At 71.3% G+C, this 18,816-nt stretch carries 15 protein-coding genes; 7 read left to right on the top strand and 8 right to left on the bottom strand.

The window, feature by feature from the left end; genetic code table 11:
• Nucleotides 1–17 precede the first annotated feature (17 nt).
• From AC3B5L_RS14165 to AC3B5L_RS14150, 4 genes are all read right to left on the bottom strand, one after another.
• The gene (locus AC3B5L_RS14165) at nucleotides 18–791 is read right to left on the bottom strand and encodes an Fpg/Nei family DNA glycosylase (protein ID WP_187662317.1); all 774 of its coding nucleotides are present in this window, start codon (nucleotides 789–791) and stop codon (nucleotides 18–20) included.
• On the bottom strand, nucleotides 791–1,588 hold the full coding sequence (locus AC3B5L_RS14160) for an EI24 domain-containing protein (protein ID WP_187662316.1): 798 nt from the start codon (nucleotides 1,586–1,588) through the stop codon (nucleotides 791–793). Before AC3B5L_RS14160 ends, AC3B5L_RS14165 begins: the two co-directional genes overlap by 1 nt.
• A gap of 46 nt (nucleotides 1,589–1,634) precedes the next feature.
• Nucleotides 1,635–6,218 carry an ATP-dependent helicase gene (locus tag AC3B5L_RS14155; protein WP_268776640.1) on the bottom strand — a complete coding sequence of 1,528 codons (4,584 nt, stop codon included), beginning with the start codon at nucleotides 6,216–6,218 and terminating at the stop codon, nucleotides 1,635–1,637.
• A gap of 150 nt (nucleotides 6,219–6,368) precedes the next feature.
• Nucleotides 6,369–8,051, bottom strand: a complete 1,683-nt coding sequence (locus AC3B5L_RS14150; protein WP_268776641.1) for an ABC-F family ATP-binding cassette domain-containing protein — start codon at nucleotides 8,049–8,051, stop codon at nucleotides 6,369–6,371.
• A 283-nt stretch (nucleotides 8,052–8,334) separates the two neighbouring features.
• On the opposite strand from AC3B5L_RS14150, the gene AC3B5L_RS14145 reads away from it, so the two are divergent.
• Nucleotides 8,335–8,610, top strand: coding sequence for a hypothetical protein (locus AC3B5L_RS14145; RefSeq protein ID WP_268776642.1), 276 nt, complete (start codon nucleotides 8,335–8,337; stop codon nucleotides 8,608–8,610).
• On the opposite strand, the gene AC3B5L_RS14140 is transcribed toward AC3B5L_RS14145, so the two are convergent.
• Entirely contained in the window at nucleotides 8,583–9,263 is a 681-nt protein-coding gene (locus AC3B5L_RS14140; RefSeq protein ID WP_268776643.1) for an alpha/beta hydrolase, read from the bottom strand. The two genes, AC3B5L_RS14145 and AC3B5L_RS14140, sit on opposite strands and share 28 nt — an antisense overlap.
• A 66-nt stretch (nucleotides 9,264–9,329) precedes the next feature.
• Between AC3B5L_RS14140 and AC3B5L_RS14135 the strand changes: the two genes are divergently transcribed.
• Together AC3B5L_RS14135 and AC3B5L_RS14130 are read left to right on the top strand one after the other, a co-directional pair.
• Nucleotides 9,330–9,935 (top strand): DUF4916 domain-containing protein, encoded by a 606-nt coding sequence (locus AC3B5L_RS14135; protein WP_268776644.1) that lies wholly within the window; start codon nucleotides 9,330–9,332, stop codon nucleotides 9,933–9,935.
• A 222-nt stretch (nucleotides 9,936–10,157) separates the two neighbouring features.
• Entirely contained in the window at nucleotides 10,158–11,936 is a 1,779-nt protein-coding gene (locus AC3B5L_RS14130) for a sunset domain-containing protein (protein WP_268776645.1), read from the top strand.
• A gap of 90 nt (nucleotides 11,937–12,026) precedes the next feature.
• On the opposite strand, the gene AC3B5L_RS14125 is transcribed toward AC3B5L_RS14130, so the two are convergent.
• Nucleotides 12,027–13,094, bottom strand: a complete 1,068-nt coding sequence (locus AC3B5L_RS14125) for a threonine aldolase family protein (RefSeq protein ID WP_268776646.1) — start codon at nucleotides 13,092–13,094, stop codon at nucleotides 12,027–12,029.
• Between the two features lie 60 nt (nucleotides 13,095–13,154).
• Here AC3B5L_RS14125 and AC3B5L_RS14120 point away from each other — a divergent pair, with 60 nt between their 5' ends.
• Nucleotides 13,155–14,594 carry an MFS transporter gene (locus AC3B5L_RS14120; protein WP_259954328.1) on the top strand — a complete coding sequence of 480 codons (1,440 nt, stop codon included), beginning with the start codon at nucleotides 13,155–13,157 and terminating at the stop codon, nucleotides 14,592–14,594.
• Nucleotides 14,595–14,610: 16 nt separating this feature from the next.
• Here the strand turns inward: AC3B5L_RS14120 and AC3B5L_RS14115 are convergent, their stop codons facing one another.
• Both AC3B5L_RS14115 and AC3B5L_RS14110 read right to left on the bottom strand, forming a co-directional pair.
• Nucleotides 14,611–15,270, bottom strand: coding sequence for an SDR family NAD(P)-dependent oxidoreductase (locus AC3B5L_RS14115; RefSeq protein ID WP_187662307.1), 660 nt, complete (start codon nucleotides 15,268–15,270; stop codon nucleotides 14,611–14,613).
• 102 nt (nucleotides 15,271–15,372) lie between these two features.
• Entirely contained in the window at nucleotides 15,373–16,824 is a 1,452-nt protein-coding gene (locus AC3B5L_RS14110) for a DUF6421 family protein (RefSeq protein WP_268776647.1), read from the bottom strand.
• Nucleotides 16,825–16,896: 72 nt separating this feature from the next.
• Here AC3B5L_RS14110 and AC3B5L_RS14105 point away from each other — a divergent pair, with 72 nt between their 5' ends.
• The 3 genes from AC3B5L_RS14105 to AC3B5L_RS14095 all read left to right on the top strand — a co-directional run bounded on the left by AC3B5L_RS14105 (nucleotide 16,897) and on the right by AC3B5L_RS14095 (nucleotide 18,713).
• A complete protein-coding gene (locus tag AC3B5L_RS14105) occupies nucleotides 16,897–17,355 on the top strand; it encodes an Lrp/AsnC family transcriptional regulator (RefSeq protein WP_187662305.1) in 459 nt (152 codons plus the stop codon).
• 62 nt (nucleotides 17,356–17,417) lie between these two features.
• On the top strand, nucleotides 17,418–17,708 hold the full coding sequence (locus tag AC3B5L_RS14100; RefSeq protein ID WP_259954330.1) for a DUF4287 domain-containing protein: 291 nt from the start codon (nucleotides 17,418–17,420) through the stop codon (nucleotides 17,706–17,708).
• Nucleotides 17,709–17,744: 36 nt separating this feature from the next.
• Entirely contained in the window at nucleotides 17,745–18,713 is a 969-nt protein-coding gene (locus AC3B5L_RS14095; RefSeq protein WP_259954332.1) for a 1,4-dihydroxy-2-naphthoate polyprenyltransferase, read from the top strand.
• Nucleotides 18,714–18,816 lie beyond the last annotated feature (103 nt).

The raw sequence follows: 18,816 nt of genomic DNA, 5'->3' as shown, positions 1-18,816 counted from the left end.
CCGCGGATGGATACCGCTCAGCGCTGGCACCGAGGGCACCAGAACGTGATCCGCTCACGGGTCGGATCCGCCCCCAGCTCCCCGCGACGGATGAGCGTTCCGCAGCGTCGGCAGGGGCGTCCGGCGCGTCCGTAGACCCACGTGGACTGTCCCGGGCGGTCGATGCCGGTGAAGGTGCGGTTGCGGCGGTCACGGTTCGCGCGGATGGTCCGCACGCCCAGGTCGAGGAGGGCGGCCACGTCGACCTCGGGAGTCGGCGTGGTCGGCAGGATTCCCCGGAGGAACAGGAGTTCTGCCGCGTACTCGTTGCCGAACCCCGCGACGTTGCGCTGATCGAGCAGGGCGACGTGGATGGCCCGGGTGTCGGTGCCGAGCCGCCGTGCGGCCTCGATCGGGTCCCAGTCGGCCGCGAGCGGGTCGGGGCCGAGGTAGCCGACGAGGTCGTCCTCGTCGCGGGTGGGGACGACCTCGACTTCGGCGATGTCCACGCCCACGGCCTCGCGTTCGGCCGTGCCGACGATCGCCCGCACCTTGAACGCGGGATGCCGCCACTTCTCACCGGGCCGGTACACGAACCACGCACCGTCCATGCGCAGATGCGAATGGAGCGTGCTCTCGCCGATCCGCAGCAGCAGGTGCTTCCCGCGGGGGACGGCGCCCTGCACCCGCTGGCCGGTCAGATCGAGGGTCGCGAAGCGCGGAACGCGGAGGTCGAAGCGCGTGACCTGCCCGCCGGCGAGGGCCTCGTCCAGGCGGCGTGCGGTGCGGAAGACGGTATCGCCCTCGGGCATCAGGCGATCCCGGGTGTGCGGTCGTGCGGCACGGCCGCACTCGCCGTCGGCTGGACGGCGGCGAGTGGGGTGCGGGCCTGCATGTCTCGCGCCAGCATCGTGCTCCCCGCGACCGCGGCCGGCATCACGGCGACGGCACCCCCGGGGATCAGGAAGCACAGCTGGGTCGCGACGCCGAAGCCCAGCACGCGGGCGCGACTGCCGGAGAACAGCGCGGCCCGGGCGGCGGGGCTGAGGTCACGGGCGTCGAAGGCGCGACCGGTCAGCTCCCGCGCCAGCAGGCGGCCCGTGAGGACGACACCGGAGACCGCTCCGAGGACACCGCCGACGCCGGGCACCAGACCGATGAGGAGCACGAGGAGCGCGATCAGGATGCCGAGCACGACGAGCCGGAGGCCCTCGCCGACGGTCGTCCAGAAGCTGCCGCCATCCGCAGGAGGCGGGTCGCCGAGGTCCTTCTCGACGGCGTGCCAGATGCGCTGGTAGAACGGGTCGCCGATCGTGAGGGTGAGAGCGCTGAACACGGAGCTGGCCAGAGCGAGTGCGGCGGCGACGACGACGAGGCCGACCGCGGTCCGCAGGACGCCGCGCCAGGGCTCTACCCAGCCGTCGGCGAACGGGGTGAGCCAGGCTGCCAGCGAGGGCATCGACAGGATCAGCGGCACGAGGACGGCGGCGAGGAGGACGAGCGCGATGATCGCGGGGACGAGTCCGAGCGCCATCAGCCCCGGACGGGTGCGCCACACGCCGAACCCGCGGAACAGGGTGCGGACGCCGGCGGCGAACTCTCGGATCATGGCTCCAGGGTAGGGGTGGATCGGCGGTGGTCGTGGTGAGGCCGGGTCAGACGGCCTTGCGGAGGGTGAAGCCGCGCGGCGTCTGCACGAAGCCCGCCTCCTGCAGAGCCCGCCCGAGGATCGTGCCGTACACCCCCTCGCCGTTCACCTTCTCGACGGTCAGGGTGTCGAGGCGGCGGTCCCTGGCTGTCGTCGCGAGGTCGGCGGCGGCGGCCTGCAGCACCTCCTCGTCGTCCGTGAAGCACAGCACGGTCCGTCCGCCGCGCTCGAGCGACAGAACGAGCGCGCCGTCGACGAGCACCACGAGCCCGCCGGCCTTGCGCCCCGGGCGATGCGAGACGCCCTCAAGCTTCGGCCACCCGAGCGCCGCGCCGTAGGGGTTCGCGGGGTCGGTGGCCGCCAGGGTGACGGCCGTCCGCGGCGGCGGATCGGCGAGACCGGCGTAGGTCCGCAGACGGTCGACCGTGGCCGATGCCGCGAACTGTGCGGCGCCGAGCTTCTCGATCACGTAGCCGCGGCGGCAGTGCCCCGCCTCCTCGAACCCGGCCAGCACACGGTACGCCTGCGCGAACCCGCCTGGCACGCCCTCCGACTGCACGGCCCCGCGGGTGACGACGCCATACCGGTCGAGGAGCAGGCCGGCGGTGACGGTCGCGCGGCGCGCCGGGTCGGTCTCGACCTCGGGGAGCAACGACCAGCGTCCGCCGATCGAGGTCGGTCGAGGAGCCGTGCGCGTGAGGGACATGCCGCGATAGGTGCGCGCACGCGGAGCACGGCGCTTGACCTTATGGGCCTGGGAGCCGCCGGTCAGCAGCGAGCGGATCGGCGCGAACGTGTCGTTCGTCACATGCCCCGACCAGGTCAGAGACCACAGCGCCTCCAGCACGGACTGCTCGTTCTCGGCGCCGGTCATCTCCTTGAGCTGCGCCGCGAAGTAGGCGCCGCCCGCCGCGAGGGCCGCGAGGAGGCGCGCTTCCAGCGACTCCGCGGCGATCTCCGCGTCCGGATCGGGCAGCGTGAACGGGGCGAGATCGGCGGGGTGCAGCGAGACCCACCCGTCGCGCCCGGGGAGCGTGCCGTGTCCGGACCAGATCACCTCGCCCGCGGCCGTGAGCTCGTCGAGCATCGCCGGGGTGTAGTCGTGCACCCGCGATGGCAGGACGAGCGACTCCCAGGCGCTGGCCGGGATCGGGACGCCGGCGAACTGCTCGATCACCGTGAGCACGCCGTCGATGCCCTCCAGGGGGCGACCGAGATGCTGCCAGTCCGGAAGGAATCGCGCGTACGCCTCGGGCGAGACGGGTTCGACGGACCCGCGGATCGCCGCGAGCGACCGCATCCGCAGCCGCCGCAGGACTTCGGTGTCGCACCACTCGAGGTCGTCGCCGCTGCCGGCCGCGGTGGGGAGGAAGTACCCGCTCGTGAGGCGGCCGTTCGTCTCCAGGCGCTGCAGGGTGTGCCGGGCGACGGCGGCGCCGAGGCCGAACCGCTCGGCGACGGCCGTGGTCGTGAAGGGGCCGTGGGTGCGGGCGTGACGGGCCACGAGGTCGCCGAGGGGATCCGCCAGGGGCTCGAGGAACGCGACGGGGATGCCGGTCGGCAGGGCCGCCCCGAGCGCATCCCGCAGGCGCCCTGCATCTTCGATCGCGGCGACCCTGGACACCCCGGCGATCGTGACCGGGATGGCACGTCGCGCGGTCACGAGGTCGTCGAGCAGTGCCGCCGCGGTCGCCCCGGCGGTGGAGTCGGGATCGAGGCGCGCGGCGACCTCGTCGGCATCGAGCGGGCCGAGCAGTCGGAGCAGGTCGGCGACGCCCTCCAGGCCGCGCGCCCGGCGTTCCGGATCGAGCCGCTGGGCCTCGCGCTCGAACTGGGCGATGACGTCGGGGTCGAGGAGCTCGCGCAGCTCGACCGTGCCCAGCAGCTCGCCCAGCAGCGCCGGGTCGACGGAGAGAGCGGCGGCGCGGCGTTCCGCGAGCGGTGAGTCGCCCTCGTACATGAACGCCCCGACATAGCCGAAGAGGAGGTCGCGCGCGAAGGGCGACGGCTGCCCCGGCTGCGTCTCGACGAGGCGGATGCGGCGGTCGGCGATGCTCGTCGCGAGCTTGCGCAGCGACGGCAGATCGTAGACGTCCTGCAGCACCTCGCGCAGGGTCTCCAGGATGACGGGGAAGGTGGGATGCCGGCGTGCGACCTCGAGGAGTTGCGCCGAGCGCTGGCGCTGCTGCCACAGCGGCGTCCGGCGGTTGGGGTTCGTGCGCGGCATGAGCAGGGCCCGCGCGGCGCACTCGCGGAACCGCGAGGCGAAGAGCGCCGAGCCGCCGACCTCCTGCGTGACGAGCTGTTCGAGCTCATCCGGATCGAAGACGAACAGCTCCGCGCCGGGCGGTTCCGACTCGGCGTCGGGGATGCGGACGATGATGCCGTCGTCGCTCGCCACCGCGGAGCCCTCGACGCCGAGGCGCTCTCGCACCCGTGCGTTGATCGCCAGCGCCCACGGCGCATGCACCTTCATGCCGTACGGGGAATGGAGGATGACGCGCCAGTCGCCGACCTCGTCGTGTCCGCGCTCGACGGTCAGCGTGCGGTCCGTCGGCAGGGTGCCCGTGGCCTCCCGCTGCTCGGAGAGGTGGGCGAGGAGGTTCGCGCGCGCCTGCTCATCGAGTCCGGCGGCGATGAGGCGCTGCTCCGCCTTCTCCGGCTTCGCCGCGGACACCTCGCGGGAGAACGCCCCCAGTGCCTCGCCCAGCTCGAACGGACGCCCGATGCCGTCGCCGTGCCAGAACGGGACCTTTCCCGGCTGGCCGTAGGCGGGGATGACGTTGACCCGGTCGTGGGTGATCTCGGCGATGCGCCAGCTCGTGGTCCCCAGGGTGAACACGTCGCCGACGCGGGACTCGTAGACCATCTCCTCGTCGAGCTCGCCCACTCGGGCGCCCGTGGACTCGCCCGCCACGAAGACGCCGAAGAGCCCGCGGTCGGGGATGGTGCCGCCGCTGGTGACCGCGATCCGCTGTGCGCCCGGGCGGCCGGTGAGCGTGCCGGCATCGCGATCCCAGACGAGTCGCGGCCGCAGCTCGGCGAACTCGTCGGAGGGGAAACGGCCGGCCAGCAGGTCGAGCGTGGCCTCGTAGGCGGAACGGGGGAGTGACTGGAAGGGGGCGGAACGGCGGACGGTCTCGAACCACTCCTCGACGCTGATGGCGCCGAGGGCGCTGGCCGCGACGGTCTGCTGGGCGAGGATGTCGAGCGGATTCCGCGGCACCTGGATCGCCTCGATCTTCCCCGCCAGCATCCGCTCCGTCACGATCGCGGTGTGCAGCACGTCGCCGCGGTGCTTGGGGAACAGGGCCGCGCGGCTGATCTCGCCGACCTGATGCCCGGCGCGACCCACGCGCTGGAGTCCGGAGGCCGCGGACGGCGGCGCCTCCACCTGGATCACGAGGTCGACGGCACCCATGTCGATGCCGAGCTCCAAGCTGCTCGTGGCGACGACGCACCGGAGCACGCCCGACTTCAGCTCCTCCTCGACCTGCGCACGCTGCTCTTTCGACACCGAGCCGTGGTGGGCCTTGGCGAGCACGGGATCGGCGCCCGCGGTGGTCCCGGCCTGCGCCATCATCGCAGCGGGCACGGTCGGCTCCGGAAGCGCGACCCCGATCCGCTCCGCGTAGATCTCGTTCAACCGTCCGGTCAGCCGTTCGGCGAGGCGGCGGGAGTTCGCGAAGACGATGGTCGAGTTGTTCTGGAGGATGCGGTCGACGATCGCCTCCTCGACGTGCGGCCACACCGACCCGGTGACCTCGGTGTACTCCGCGTCGATGCCCGGCGCCTCCGGCGGGGCCCCGGGTGGCGGCGGCGGGTTGGTCATGTCGTCCATCGGCACGACGACACCGAGTTCGAAGGTCTTCGATGCCGGCGGGGCGACGATCTCGACCGGATCACCGCCGCCGAGGAAGCGCGCCACCTCGTCGATGGGGCGCACGGTGGCGGACAGGCCGATCCGCTGCGCTGCGGTCTCCGCACCGTGGGAGCGACGGAGGGCGTCGAGGCGCTCCAGGCTCACCGCGAGGTGCGCGCCGCGCTTGGTGGCGGCGACGGCGTGCACCTCGTCGATGATGACGGTGTGCACGTCGCGCAGCGTCTCGCCCGCCCTGCTCGTGAGCATCAGGTACAGCGACTCGGGCGTGGTGATGAGGATGTCGGGCGGATCGGACACGAGCTTGCGCCGATCGCTCGATGTCGTGTCGCCCGAGCGGACGCCCACCGTGATGCCGGGGGCGGTGAGGCCGAGCCGCCGGGCGGACTGCCCGATGCCGATGAGCGGCGAACGCAGGTTGCGCTCCACGTCCACGCCGAGGGCCTTGAGCGGGGAGATGTAGAGGATCCGCGTCCGGGACCCGTCCTTCTTCGGCTCCTCCGGCGCGTCGGCGCGCTCGCGGAACACGCTGTCGATGGCCCAGAGGAACGCCGACAGCGTCTTGCCGGATCCTGTCGGCGCCACGACGAGGGCATGCTTGCCGGCGGAGACCGCCTCCCACGCGCCCGCCTGGGCCGGTGTGGGTGCGGTGAAGGCACCCCGGAACCAGTCCTGTGTGGCCGGGGTGAAGCGGTCGAGCACGTCGCTCATGCCTCCATCATTCCCGACCCCACCGACATCCGGCTCGGACCTTGACACCCGGCTCTCCCGCCCGCACGACCCGGTCCCGCCCGCACGACCGAACCGTGGTTCCGGTCGTGCAGGCGGACAAGGGTCGTGCAGACGGAATGGATGACGAGGTCAGACGACCTCCTGCAGCACGCCGTCCGCGTCGATCTCGAGCGTGAGGTCGAGGTCGAGCCGGTCGAGGAAGGCGTCGTCGTGACTCACCACGAGCACCGCGCCGCGGTAGGCCCGCAGCGCCTCGACGAGCTGGTCGACCGTGTCGAGGTCGAGGTTGTTCGTCGGCTCGTCGAGGACGACGAGGTGCGGAGCCGGATCCGTGAGGAGCAGCCGGGCCAGAGCGACCCGGAACCTCTCCCCGCCGGACAGCGCGGACACCGGGCGGTCGGCCGTCCCGCCCCGGATGAGGAACCGCGCGAGCCGGTTGCGGAGCTCCTTCTCCGGGACCTGCGGTGCCGCGGCGGCGACGTTCGCGAAGACGGAGAGGCGCTCGTCGAGACCGTCGACGCGCTGCGGGAGGTAGCCGATCCGGTCAGTGAGCGCCTCCGCCCGGAGCTCCGGCCGTTCACAACTCAGGAGATCGCGCCCGATCTCCGCCTCCGGCGTCGGATTCGGACGTTCCGGCGCCTCTGCTCCTGAGTTGTGCACGGCCCCGTCGACCAGCCGCTCCAGCAGGGTCGTCTTGCCGGCGCCGTTGCGCCCGACGAGGGCCACGCGTTCCGGACCCTGGATCACCCACGACCGCTCGGGCCCGCTCAGCTCGGCGATCCGCCGACTCCGCGACACGTCGGGGTCCGGAAGCTCGATCTTCATCGACGCGTCGGACCGCACCCGCCGTCCCGCCGCATCGTGTGCCGCACGTGCCGCGTCCTCCTTCGCGCCGACCTCGGTGCGCAGCTTCCCTGCGGACACCTCGGCGGCCATCTTCCGACCGTGCGCGATGATCTTCGGAACGCGCTTCTCGACCTCGGCCTTCTTGGCGGTGCGGGCCCGGTGAGCGAGCTTGACCTCGGCCTCGATCCGCTGCCGCTTCTCCTTGCGGAGCACCTGGGCGGCGGCGACCTCGGCCTGCTTCGCCGCGTCCTGTTCCGCATCCAGCCACGCGCGCCACTCGGAGTACGGCCCGCCGAACACCGAGAGGTTCCGTCCGTAGAGCTCGGCGGTGTCGTCCATGAGCTCGAGCAGTGCGAGGTCGTGGCTCACGACGATGAGCGTGCCCTTCCACGACTGCACCATCGCGGCGAGGGTGGCCCTGGCGTCGCGATCGAGGTTGTTCGTCGGCTCGTCGAGGAGCGTGATGGGTGCCCGCCGCAGCCGGATCCCGGCGATCGCGACGAGCACGGCCTCCCCGCCGGACAACTCGCCGACCGTGCGGTCGAGGAACGCGGGGACGAGCCCGGCCTCCGCGAGGGAGGCCTCCGCCCGTGCCTCGATGTCCCAGTCGTCGCCGACCGCGTCGAAGTGCGCGGGGTCGACGTCGCCCGCCGTGATGGCGCGCACGGCGTCGAGTGCCGCCGTCACTCCGAGCAGGTCGGACACCCGGCGGTCCACGTCGAGCGTGAGCTGCTGGGGGAGGAAGGCGACCTCGCCCGAGGTGTTGAGGGATCCGGAAGTGGGGTCGAGTTCCCCGGCGATCAGTCGGAGCAGGGTGGACTTGCCGGCGCCGTTGCGGCCGACGAGGCCCGTGCGCCCGGCACCGAAGGCTCCGGAGACGCCGTCGAGCGCGACCGTGCCGTCCGGCCAGGTGAAGGAGAGCCGGTCGAGGACGACCGAGGCGTGCGAGGAAGAGGGGTGTGACATGGGGTGTCTCCTGTCGAGTGCGAGGGTGCACTGACACCGAGCCCCTGCCGGGCCGTGGAGTCACGGAAGCGGAGGAGGGCGTCTGCCGGGGAGTCGGCGATCGTCGGGTCAGCGCGCGAGAAGAGGGGCGCGGAGGCGACGATTCAGATCAAAGGACTTCCAGACACGGCGGACAGGACGCCACGACGATACCCGGGCGTGTCGCGTCGTGCAACTCCCGGGCGTGTCGCGGGTCCGTCGCGCGGGGGATGCGGGGGCGCTCGCGAGCTTCTACCGTGGAGGCATGGCAGACGATCGGAACCCCAGCCCAGAGGAGATGCGCGCCAGGACCGGCCTCGGCATCGGTCTCGCGGTCGGCATGGCCATCGGTGTCTCCATGGGCGTCGCGTTGCAGAACTGGGCGCTCGGCCTCGTCTTCGGCGTCGCCATCGGCATCGCGCTGTCCGTGGCTTTCCGCGGATCGGGAGGCAGCGTCGAGAAAGGGTCGGACGGCGCCGACGCCGTCGACGGCCCGGACTCCGGCGACGACACTCAGGACGGCCGAGGCCCCTCCGCCTGATCCGCGTCGATCCCCGCGACCCAGGTCGTGAGGAAGCGGTGGACGTCGCCGAGCTCCTCCTCGGAGATGCTGTGGGTGAGGCCGCTGTAGACGCGGCCGGAGAGGGTCGTGTGCGCGGGGAGCCATTGCGCCGTGTGGGCGATCAGCGGTGCGGGGAGGACGTCGTCGTGCGTGCCGCGGCCCCAGAACACCGGAGGGCTGACCTCCGCCAGATGCTCGTCCTGGGGAAGGGCGTCCGGGGCGGCGTACCCGCTCAGTGCGACGACCGCACCGAACCGCTCGGGCGCGAGCCGCAGGGCTTGGAGGGATACCGCGGCACCCTGGGAGAACCCGAGCAGCGCCACCGACGGCGCGTCCGCCGCGGCCTCGTCGAGCCAGCGCAGGAACGCCTCGGCCGCGAGGGTGACGGCGGCGGAGCTGCGTCCGTCGAGCCCCTCGATCGGGTACCAGGAGCGACCGGGGGTCGGCCACGGCGGGGCGAGCGGAGCGGCGACCGAGGCCACGGCGATGCCGGAGGGCAGATACGGGACGAGGCCGAAGAGGTCGTGCTCGTCGGCGCCGTAGCCGTGCAGCAGGACGAGCAGCGGGAGCCCGGCGGGGTCAGGGGGCGACCAGCGCGTCGCGGCAGCGTCGATCGTCAGGTTCTCGGTCACTCCGTCATCCTGCCAGGGCTCGCGCCGGTGCTCCCCATCGATGAGGACGGCTGGTAGAAAGGAGGCATGGCGGTGCGCACACCCGATCCTGAGCCGGAGCCCGACGACGAGGGCCTCGGTTCGTTCCGCGACGCGAACCCGCCGAGCCCGGACGCGAACCCCGGCTGGCTGAGCGACGTCGAGCTGGAGGAGGCGCGGCGCCACCTTCCGATGCTCTACGTCGAGGCGATCCCCGTGCGCACGGACGGCTCCGGTCAGGTCACCGAGATCGGCGTGCTGCTGCGCTCCACCCCGCTCGGCGAGATCACGCGCACGATCGTGTCGGGCCGCGTGCGCTTCGGAGAGACGATCCGCGACGCGCTGTTCCGTCATGTCGAGAACGACCTCGGACCCATGGCGTTTCCGCTCCTGCCGCCGCAGCCCCTGCCGTTCACGGTGGCCGAGTACTTCCCGATCCCGGGGGTGAGCGCGTACCACGACGACCGTCAGCACGCCGTCTCCCTCGCCTTCGTGGTGCCTGTGACCGGCACGTGCGAGCCGCGTCAGGACGCGCTGGAGGTGACGTGGTTCTCCCCGGAGGCCGCGGCCTCCGATGCCGTCGCCGCCGAGATGGAGGGCGGCCGCGGCACCCTCATCCGGCACGCGCTCGCCAGCCTCGGCCTCCTCCGCTGACCCTCTTCGCGCCCTCCCCGCCGAGACCCCGGCTTCGCGTCGAGACCCCGGGCTTGACCCGTGCGGAACGCGGGGTTTCGACGGCGGCGCGGGGTCTCGGCGAAAGGGGCAGGAATCCGAGCTTGTCCTCGGAGCGCGGGAGCGGTATTCATGACGAAGGTGATCTGTTCAGAACGCCCTGATCCGCGCGGTCGTCGACCGCGTCCGTCCCGAAGGATGCTCATGGCGTTCGCCGCTCCTCTCCGCACCCTCCGCGCGCTGGCCGTCACGGTCGCCGCCGCGCTCCTCGCCTCCGGGCTCGTCTTCGTCGCGGCCCCCGCCGGCGCGGCGGTTGCGCCCGACCCGGCCTTCCCCGGGGTCGCCGAAGCGCTTCCCACGGCAGTGGAATCGGCCGCGGAGGTCGCCGCCGCTCCCGGTGAGACGGATCCGGACGGCACCGCCGTCGTCTCCGGACAGGTCACGTTCCCGGACGGCACCGATCTGAGCACGGGACGGACCTTCGTCGCGGCCTATGCACCCGGGGCGGATGCCGGTTCCCCGCTCGCGGCCGTCGGCGTGACAGACGGGTCGTACTCTCTGCGCGTCCCGCAGGGCGACGTCGTCCTCGGTGTGGTGTCGGAGGGACGCGCAGTCTTCGATCAGGGGGGCCCGCAGGCCGGCGAGGTCGTGTCTGTGGGGCCCGACGGGTTCGTGCGCGACGTGGTGCTCGAGCGCTCCGCCCTCGTCTCCGGGCGCGTCACCGCGCCGATCGGCGTGGACATCACCGGGCAGCGGGTCATCGTCGCCGTCTACCCGGCGGCCGGAGCCGGAGCCGCGGTCGCCGCCGCCAACGTCGTGACGGACGCCGGTACGTTCGCGGTCGGAGGGCTGCCGGCGGGCGAGTATCGCGTCGCCTTCGTATCGTCGGTCGCGGGCGCGGTCTCGGAGTGGTGGCAGGACGCACCTCGATTCGAGAAGGCGCGGCCGCTCGTGCTGGCTGCAGGGGAGGCGCGGCCGGGGATCGATGCCGCGCTCGAGGCGCTGCACCGCATGGAGACCTCGGTGCCCACGATCAGCGGTACGCCCGTCGTCGGACAGACCCTTCGAGCGCTCCCCGGAGCCTGGACCGCGGGTGCCGCGCTCAGCTACCAGTGGTACGCGAACGGAAAGGCGATCGCCAAGGCGACGGCCTCCTCCCTCACGCTGACGACGGCGCACGCGGGGACGCGCATCACCGTTCAGGTGACCGGGAAGAAGGCGGCCTTCGCGTCGGCGACGGTCGGCTCGGCTGCGACGGCCGCGGTGCTCCGCCCGCTCGTCGCCCCGACACCGTCGATCACCGGAACTCCGACCGTCGGGCAGACCCTCAAGGTCAGGACCGGAACCTGGACGGCGGGAACACGGCTGACGTATCAGTGGTACATCAACGGTGCCGCTGTCGCACGAGCCACCGCGGCCTCGTTCACGCTTCCGTCGTCGGCGGCCGTGAAGACGGTGACCGTCGTCGTTTCCGGGACCAAAGCCGGGTACGCCGCCGCATCACGGCGCTCGAAGCCGACGGCCGCGGTGAAGGGGATCCTGTCCGCACCGACGCCTCGGATCACCGGATCCGCGATCGTGGGCTCCCGCCTCACGGCCGTCCCGTACACCTGGACGAGCGGCACCCGGCTGAGCTACCAGTGGTACATGAACGGGCGGGCGATCTCCCGTGCGACCGGCTCGACGCTCGTCGTCACCCCGGCGATGGTGAAGGCGAGGATCACGGTCCGGGTCACCGGCACGAAGAGCGGCTACATCTCCGCCGCGCGCACATCGGCTCGGACGGCCGCCGTCGTCTATCCGGGGCGCACCACGCCGATCTCGACCTGGAACTGCCCCGCGTGGGCTCCCATCAAGGGCAACGCGCAGTCGATGATCTATCACGTGCGGAGCGGGGCGTACTACGCGAAGACGAAGCCGGAGGCGTGCTTCTCCACGGAGAGCGCCGCCGTCAAGGCCGGCTACCGCAAGTCGAAGCGCTAGGCGACCTTCTCCCGCCGAGACCCCGGTTTCGCGCCCACACCCCGGCGTAGACGTGCGAGCGCCCCGGGGTCTCGACGCGAACCCGGGGTGTCAGGGGCGCGTGAGGCGGGCGAGGGCGTCGACGAAGGCGTCCACGTCGGACTCCTCGGTGTCGAAGCCGCACATCCAGCGCACCTCGCGGCGCGCGGCGTCCCAGTCGTAGAAGCGGAACACGTCGCGGAGCTGATCGGCGACGCCCTCCGGCAGAGTCGCGAACACGCCGTTCGCCTGCGTCGGCTGCGTGAACTCCACTCCGACGATCGACCCGTCGGCGAGACCGTCCTCGATCCGCCCGCGGAGCCGGGCCGCCATGGCGTTGGCGTGCCGGGCGTTGCGCAGCCACAGGTCGCCGTCGAGCAGGGCGATGAGCTGCGCCGAGACGAACCGCATCTTCGACGAGAGCTGCATGTTGAACTTGCGCGCGTAGTTGAGGCCGACGGCGGCCTCCGGGTTCAGCACGACGATGGCCTCGCCGAGCATCGCGCCGTTCTTCGTGCCGCCGAAGGTCAGCACGTCCACCCCGACGTCGGTCGTGAACGCCCGCAGCGGGAGGTCGAGGGCGGCGGCCGCGTTCGACAGGCGCGCGCCGTCGACGTGGAGCTTCATGCCGCGCGCGTGGACGTGATCGGCGATCGTGCGGATCTCCTCCGCCGTGTACAGCGTGCCGAGCTCGGTGGACTGCGTGATCGAGACCACCAGCGGCTGCGCGCGGTGCTCGTCGCCCCAGCCCCAGGCCTCGCGGTCGATGAGGTCGGGGGTGAGCTTGCCGTCGTCGGTGGGGACGGTGAGGAGCTTGAAGCCGCCGATCTTCTCGGGCGCTCCGCCTTCGTCGACGTTGATGTGGGCGGTCGAGGCCGCGATCACGGCACCCCAGCGCGGCAGCATCGACTGCAGGCCGGTGACGTTCGCCCCGGTGCCGTTGAACACCGGATACGCCGCGGCGGTGTCGCCGAAGTGCGCCTGGAACACCTCCTGCAGGCGGGCGGTGTAGGCGTCCTCGCCGTAGGCCACCTGGTGGCCCCCGTTCGCGGCCGCGAGGGCCGCCAGGACCTCGGGGTGGATGCCGGAGTAGTTGTCACTGGCGAAGCCCCGGATGGCGGGGTCGTGCGGGATGCTCACCGGACAAGCCTAATCGCCTTCCCCTACCGGATGTCGGAAGCCCGCTCTACCCTCGAACCCATGGAGCGCAGCGCGGCGAAGACCGCTTTCGCGAACGTCCTCGTCAACACGTTGATCGCCAACGTCACGACGAGCTTCCTGTGGTTCGCCCTCACGTTCTGGGTCTACATCGAGACCCGGTCCGTGCTGGCCACGGGCATCATCGGTGGTGCGTACATGCTGTTCGTCGCGTTCTTCGCGATGATGTTCGGCACCATCGTCGACCGGCACCGCAAGCACCGCGTCATGCTGCTGTCGAGCGTCATCTCCGCGGCGGCATTCCTCGTCGCAGGCGTGCTCTACCTCTGGCAGCCCGAGGCCTCCCTGCTCGACCTCGGCGGACCGTGGTTCTGGCTCTTCTCCGGCGTCATCCTGTTCGGCGGGGTGATCGAGCAGCTCCGCAACATCGCGCTGTCCACGACGGTGACGCTGCTGGTGCCGGAGGAGAAACGGGCCAACGCCAACGGTCTCGTCGGCACCGTGCAGGGGATCGCGTTCCTCGTCACGAGCGTCTTCTCCGGCCTGTCGATCGGCTTCCTCGGCATGGGGTGGACGCTGGGAATCGCGATCGCGGCGATGGCCCTCACCTTCGCGCACCTGCTGTTCATCCGGATCCCGGAGGCGGAGCCCGAGGTCGATCCGGAGGCGAAGAGCGCCGTGGACTTCCGCGGCAGCGTCCAGGCGATTCGCCAGGCGCCCGGACTGTTCGCGCTCATCGTCTTCTCGACCTTCAACAACCTCATCGGCGGCGTCTACATGGCGCTCATGGATCCGTACGGACTCACGCTGTTCGACGCGCAGATGTGGGGGTTCGCCCTGGCCTTCGCCTCGACAGGTTTCCTCATCGGCGGGGGACTGGTGGCCAAGTTCGGCCTCGGGAGGAAGCCCGTCCGCACGATGCTCCTCGTCGTGATCGCGATGGGGCTCCTCGGCGCGATCTTCATGCTGCGCGAGTGGTGGCCGCTGTACGTCCTCGGCATGTGGGTGTACATGGCGCTCGTGCCTCCCGTCGAGGCCGCGGAGCAGACCGTGATCCAGAAGGTCGTGCCGTTCGCGCGCCAGGGACGGGTGTTCGGTACTGCGGCCGCGATGGAAGCGGCGGCGGCTCCGATCACCGCCTTCCTCATCGCCCCGATCGCCGAGTTCCTCGTGATCCCGTACATGGACAGCGCGCAGGGGCAGCGGCAGTGGGGGTGGCTCCTCGGCGAAGGCGAGGCGCGGGGCATCGCACTGATCTGCCTCTTCGCGGGGCTGATCATGGTGGTCGCCGCGAGCCTGGCCTTCTTCACCCGGTCGTACCGCACCCTCACCGAGCTGTACGCCACCGCCCCGGATCCGGCACCGGAGGAGGCGCAGGCTCAGGATTCCGCCGTCGACGACGCGGAAGGGGCGAAGGACAGGCCGGACACGCATCGCGACGCCCCGCCGATCGTCCCCGGGATACCGCCCGAGTCCCGGTGACGGCGCGGACCGGGACTCAGCCCAGGTCGAGCACGCGGTCGTTGAGGTCGGCGGCGCTGGTGTCCCAGAGCCCGACGAGACGCGCGGCGAGGGCATCGGGATCGAGCGCCTTGGCGCGGAACACGACGGCAGCGGCGCGCAGCGGTTCGTCGGCTTCGCGGGCGATCTTGGCGTACCCCTGGGCGACGGCACGGGTCCAGGCTTCGCTCGCCGCCTTGACCGCTGCGTAGTTCGCTCCGCCGGCGAGGGGCCGTGCGACGGCGGTGGACGACACGATCGCGAACCGTCCGGCGGCCGAGGCGCGGAGACGGCCGTCGAAGGCCCGGCTCGTCGCCCGCACCGCTTCCAGCGCCGGGAGCAGCGCCGCGAAGTCCTCGTCGGTCTGCCCGGCGAGTCCGCCTCCACCTCGCCAGCCGCCCACGAGGGGCACGACCGCATCGACCGTCTCGAGCCGCCCGGCGAGCGCCGTCATGTCGGCGAGGGAGGTCGCGTCGGCGACCGCCGTCTCGGCGCCCGCCTCGGCCAGGGCGCGTAGTCGCTCGGACGTACGGCCGGTGGCGACCACCCGGGCGCCGGCATCGCGCAAGGCCCTCGTCGCGGCCAGTCCCGCTGCGCTCGTGGCCCCCGCCAGCACGACCACGCGGCCCTGCGCTTCCCGGCTCGTCGGCGTCGTCATGCGGTGTCCTCTCGGTCGGAGATGCCTCTGCGGCCGGACCCGGGATCCGGGTCTCCGGCCGCAGAGGTGGTGCGCCCCAGCGTCACAACGGAGCGGTGCGGATCAGTCGTCCGTGCCGCGGATGCCGACCGTCGACTCGATGACCGGCTTCATCTTCTTGTCGAGCGTCTCGAAGAACATCGACAGCGGGAACTCGTCGTCCAGGACCGCGTCCGTGTAGCCCTTCGGTGCCCCGGCGAGGATCTCGTCCGACAGTCCGCGGGCCCACTGCGACGCGGGGTGCGGCGTCAGCGTGCTGCGGACCAGCTCGTAGGCGGCGAGCCAGTGCGCGACCTTGGGGCGGTCGATCGAGTGCCAGTACAGGTCGTCGATCGCGTCACCGAGCGCCACGACGGCGTCCGGCACGTTCTCCCAGTCGAAGGCGAGCGCCGTGTCGGTCCAGTGCAGCACGCCGCGCTGGTGCAGCCACGCGAACAGGAGCTGGCCGCCCACCGCGTCGTAGTTGCGCACGCGCGTGCCGGTGATGGCGAAGCGGAAGATGCGGTCGAAGATCACGGCGTACTGCACGAGGTGCGCGTACTCGTGCATCTCCCGCTCGGTCTCCGTGAGCTCTTCGCCCGCGGCGACCCGGGCATCCAGCGCCCGCTCGATCTTCACCGACTCACGGAACGCCGTCATGTCGCAGCGCATCTCTTCCAGCGAGTAGAGGAAGAACGGCATCCGCTGCTTGATCATGAACGGGTCGAAGGGCAGGTCTCCGCGCATGTGGGTGCGGTCGTGGATGATGTCCCACATCACGAAGGTCTTCTCGGCGACCTCCTGGTCCTCCAGCATCGCCGCCGCGCGCTCGGGGAGGTCGAGGTTGGTGATCTCCGAGGCCGCACGGACCACGCGGCGGTAGCGGGCGGCCTCGCGGTCCTGGAAGATCGCGCCCCAGGTGAACGTCGGGATCTCGCGCATGGCGACGGTCTCCGGGAAGAGCACGGCGGAGTTCGTGTCGTAGCCGGGCGTGAAGTCCACGAGCCGAAGCGAGACGAAGAGCTTGTTGCCGTAGTCGCCGGCCTCGAGCGCGGCGATGAACTCCGGCCAGATGGTCTCGACGATGAGCGCCTCGACCAGGCGGTCGCTCGAGCCGTTCTGGGTGTACATCGGGAAGACCACGAGGTGGCGGATGCCGTCGACGCGATGCTGCTGCGGCTGGAAGGCCACGAGCGAGTCGAGGAAGTCCGGCACGCCGAAGCCCTCGGCCGCCCAGCGCTCGAAGTCGGCGATGGAGGCGGAGAGGTACTCCGCGTCGTGGGGGAAGGCGGGGGCGAGGGCCCGGATCGCGGCGGTGATCTCCCCGACGAGCGCGGTCGCCTGGTCCAGGGTCGCCGAGCTCGTCGAAGCGCCAGGGATCGAGCCGTCCTTGATCTGCAGCTCGCGGATGGCGATCGCCGCCTGCTTGAGCTGCGCCCAGGCGGCGGAGTTCTCGACGATCGACGCATCCTCGACGACCTCGGGTTCGCCGATGATGGCCTGAACAGCGGAACTGTTGGCGGAAACGAGGGACATCGGAACCTCCGATCGCAGTGAAAAACGGAAAGATTCCGGTTATAACGGAATCCTGACGATAATCTTACAGCCATGGATGATTCTGTCGACCGTGCGATCCTGGCGACCATCTCCCGTGACGGGAGGGCGACGCTGTCCCAGCTCTCCGAGGCCGTCGGGCTGTCCGTGTCGGCGGTGCAGTCCCGGTTGCGGCGACTCGAGACCCGCGGCGTCATCACCGGCTACCGGGCGATCCTGGACCCGGAGCAGGCGGGGACTCCGCTGTCCGCCTTCATCGAGATCACGCCGCTCGATCCGGCCCAGCCCGACAACGCCCCCGAGCTCCTGGAGCACCTCGACGCGATCGAGGCGTGTCACTCTATCGCCGGGGACGCGAGCTACATGCTGTTCGTCCGCGTGCCGACGCCGCGCGACCTGGAACAGCTCGTCCGCGATGTCCGGCTCGCGGCGAACGTGAGCACGCGCACGACCGTCGTGCTTCAGACGTACTACGAGCACCGGCCCATCATCCCCGTCGCGTCCGCCGAGTAGGCCGGGCGACGTGGGATCATCATCCAGACGTTCCTCGACGGGGACGGAGAGCGGAGAGAACCATGTCCTTCCAGGCGTACCTCGACAAGGTCGAGACCCAGACCGGCCTCACGCCGCGGCAGTTCATCGCCCTCGCCCACGAGCAGGGGTTCGACGAGAACACGAAGTCCACCGTCGTCCTCAACTGGCTCAAGCAGGAGTACGGCCTCGGTCACGGCCACGCGCAGGCCATGGTCCACGTCATCCTCAAGGGGTCGAAGATCAGCGACAAACACGTCGGCACGACCGGGGCGCACGCCGACAAGACCGACGAGCTCTGGCTCGACGGCAAGGACAGCAACCCGCACCGCTGAGCTCGCCGCCTCGCCGCGACGACTAGGATTCCGTGGGTGGCAGCATCCTCCCAGCGCAAGAAGAAGTCCGGTCGGCGCACCCCGCCGCGCACCAGCGGAAACCCGGCCAAGCGGCCGGTCGTCGAAGCGGGTCCGGTGACGATCGGCGACTGGATCGGTGCGGCGCGTCTGCGCACGCTGCCCCTCGCGATCGCCCCCGTCGTCATCGGTACGGGAGCCGCACGCAGCACGGGTCCGGAGTTCCACTGGGTGATCGCGCTCGCGTGCCTCGCTGTGGCGGTCCTGCTGCAGATCGGCGTGAACTTCACCAATGACTACAGCGACGGCATCCGCGGCACCGACGCCCATCGGGTCGGCCCGGCGCGGCTCACGGCCTCCGGCCGCGTGAAGCCGCGCACGGTGCTCGTCATCGGCCTCGTCTTCTTCGCGCTCGCCGCAGCGGTCGGGATCGCGATCGTCGTCCGCACCGGACAGTGGTGGATGCTCGCGGTCGGTGCGGCCTGCATCGTCGCGGCCTGGTTCTACACCGGCGGCAAGAGGCCCTACGGGTACTACGGCCTCGGCGAGGTCTTCGTCTTCGTGTTCTTCGGGCTTGTGGCCACCCTGGGCACCACGTGGGTGCAGGTCTTCATGCTCCCGCAGCAGGCCTGGCTCGGAGCGATCGCCGCCGGCCTGTTCGCCTGCGCGGTGCTGCTGGCCAACAACCTCCGCGACATCGATCAGGACCGCGAGGTCGGCAAGCGCACCCTGACGGTCCTCATCGGCCGCCGCGCCACGCAGGTCCTCTTCACGCTCTTCGTGCTCGTGCCGTTCGGCATCGCCGTGTTCCTCGCGCTGCTGTTCCCGATCGCCTGGATCTCCCTGCTCGCGCTGCTGGCCGGGCTTCCCGCGATAGTGATCGTCTGGACCTACCGTCAACCGCGGGAACTGGTCATCGCCCTCGCGCTGACGTCGCTCACCTCGCTGCTCTACGCCGGCGCCCTGTTCTGGGCCTTCGCCGGCTGACTCCGCTCCCCGTCTCCCGTCGGGCACAACTTCGGAGCTCGCGACCGACACGCCGTCGTCCTGGCCCTCTCCCCGGCGCGTTTTGCGGTCGCTCCGAAGTCGT

The sequence above is a fragment of the Microbacterium sp. C-MGS6 genome, assembly GCF_058140415.1.
This window is presented reverse-complemented; position numbering and strand designations above follow the sequence as displayed.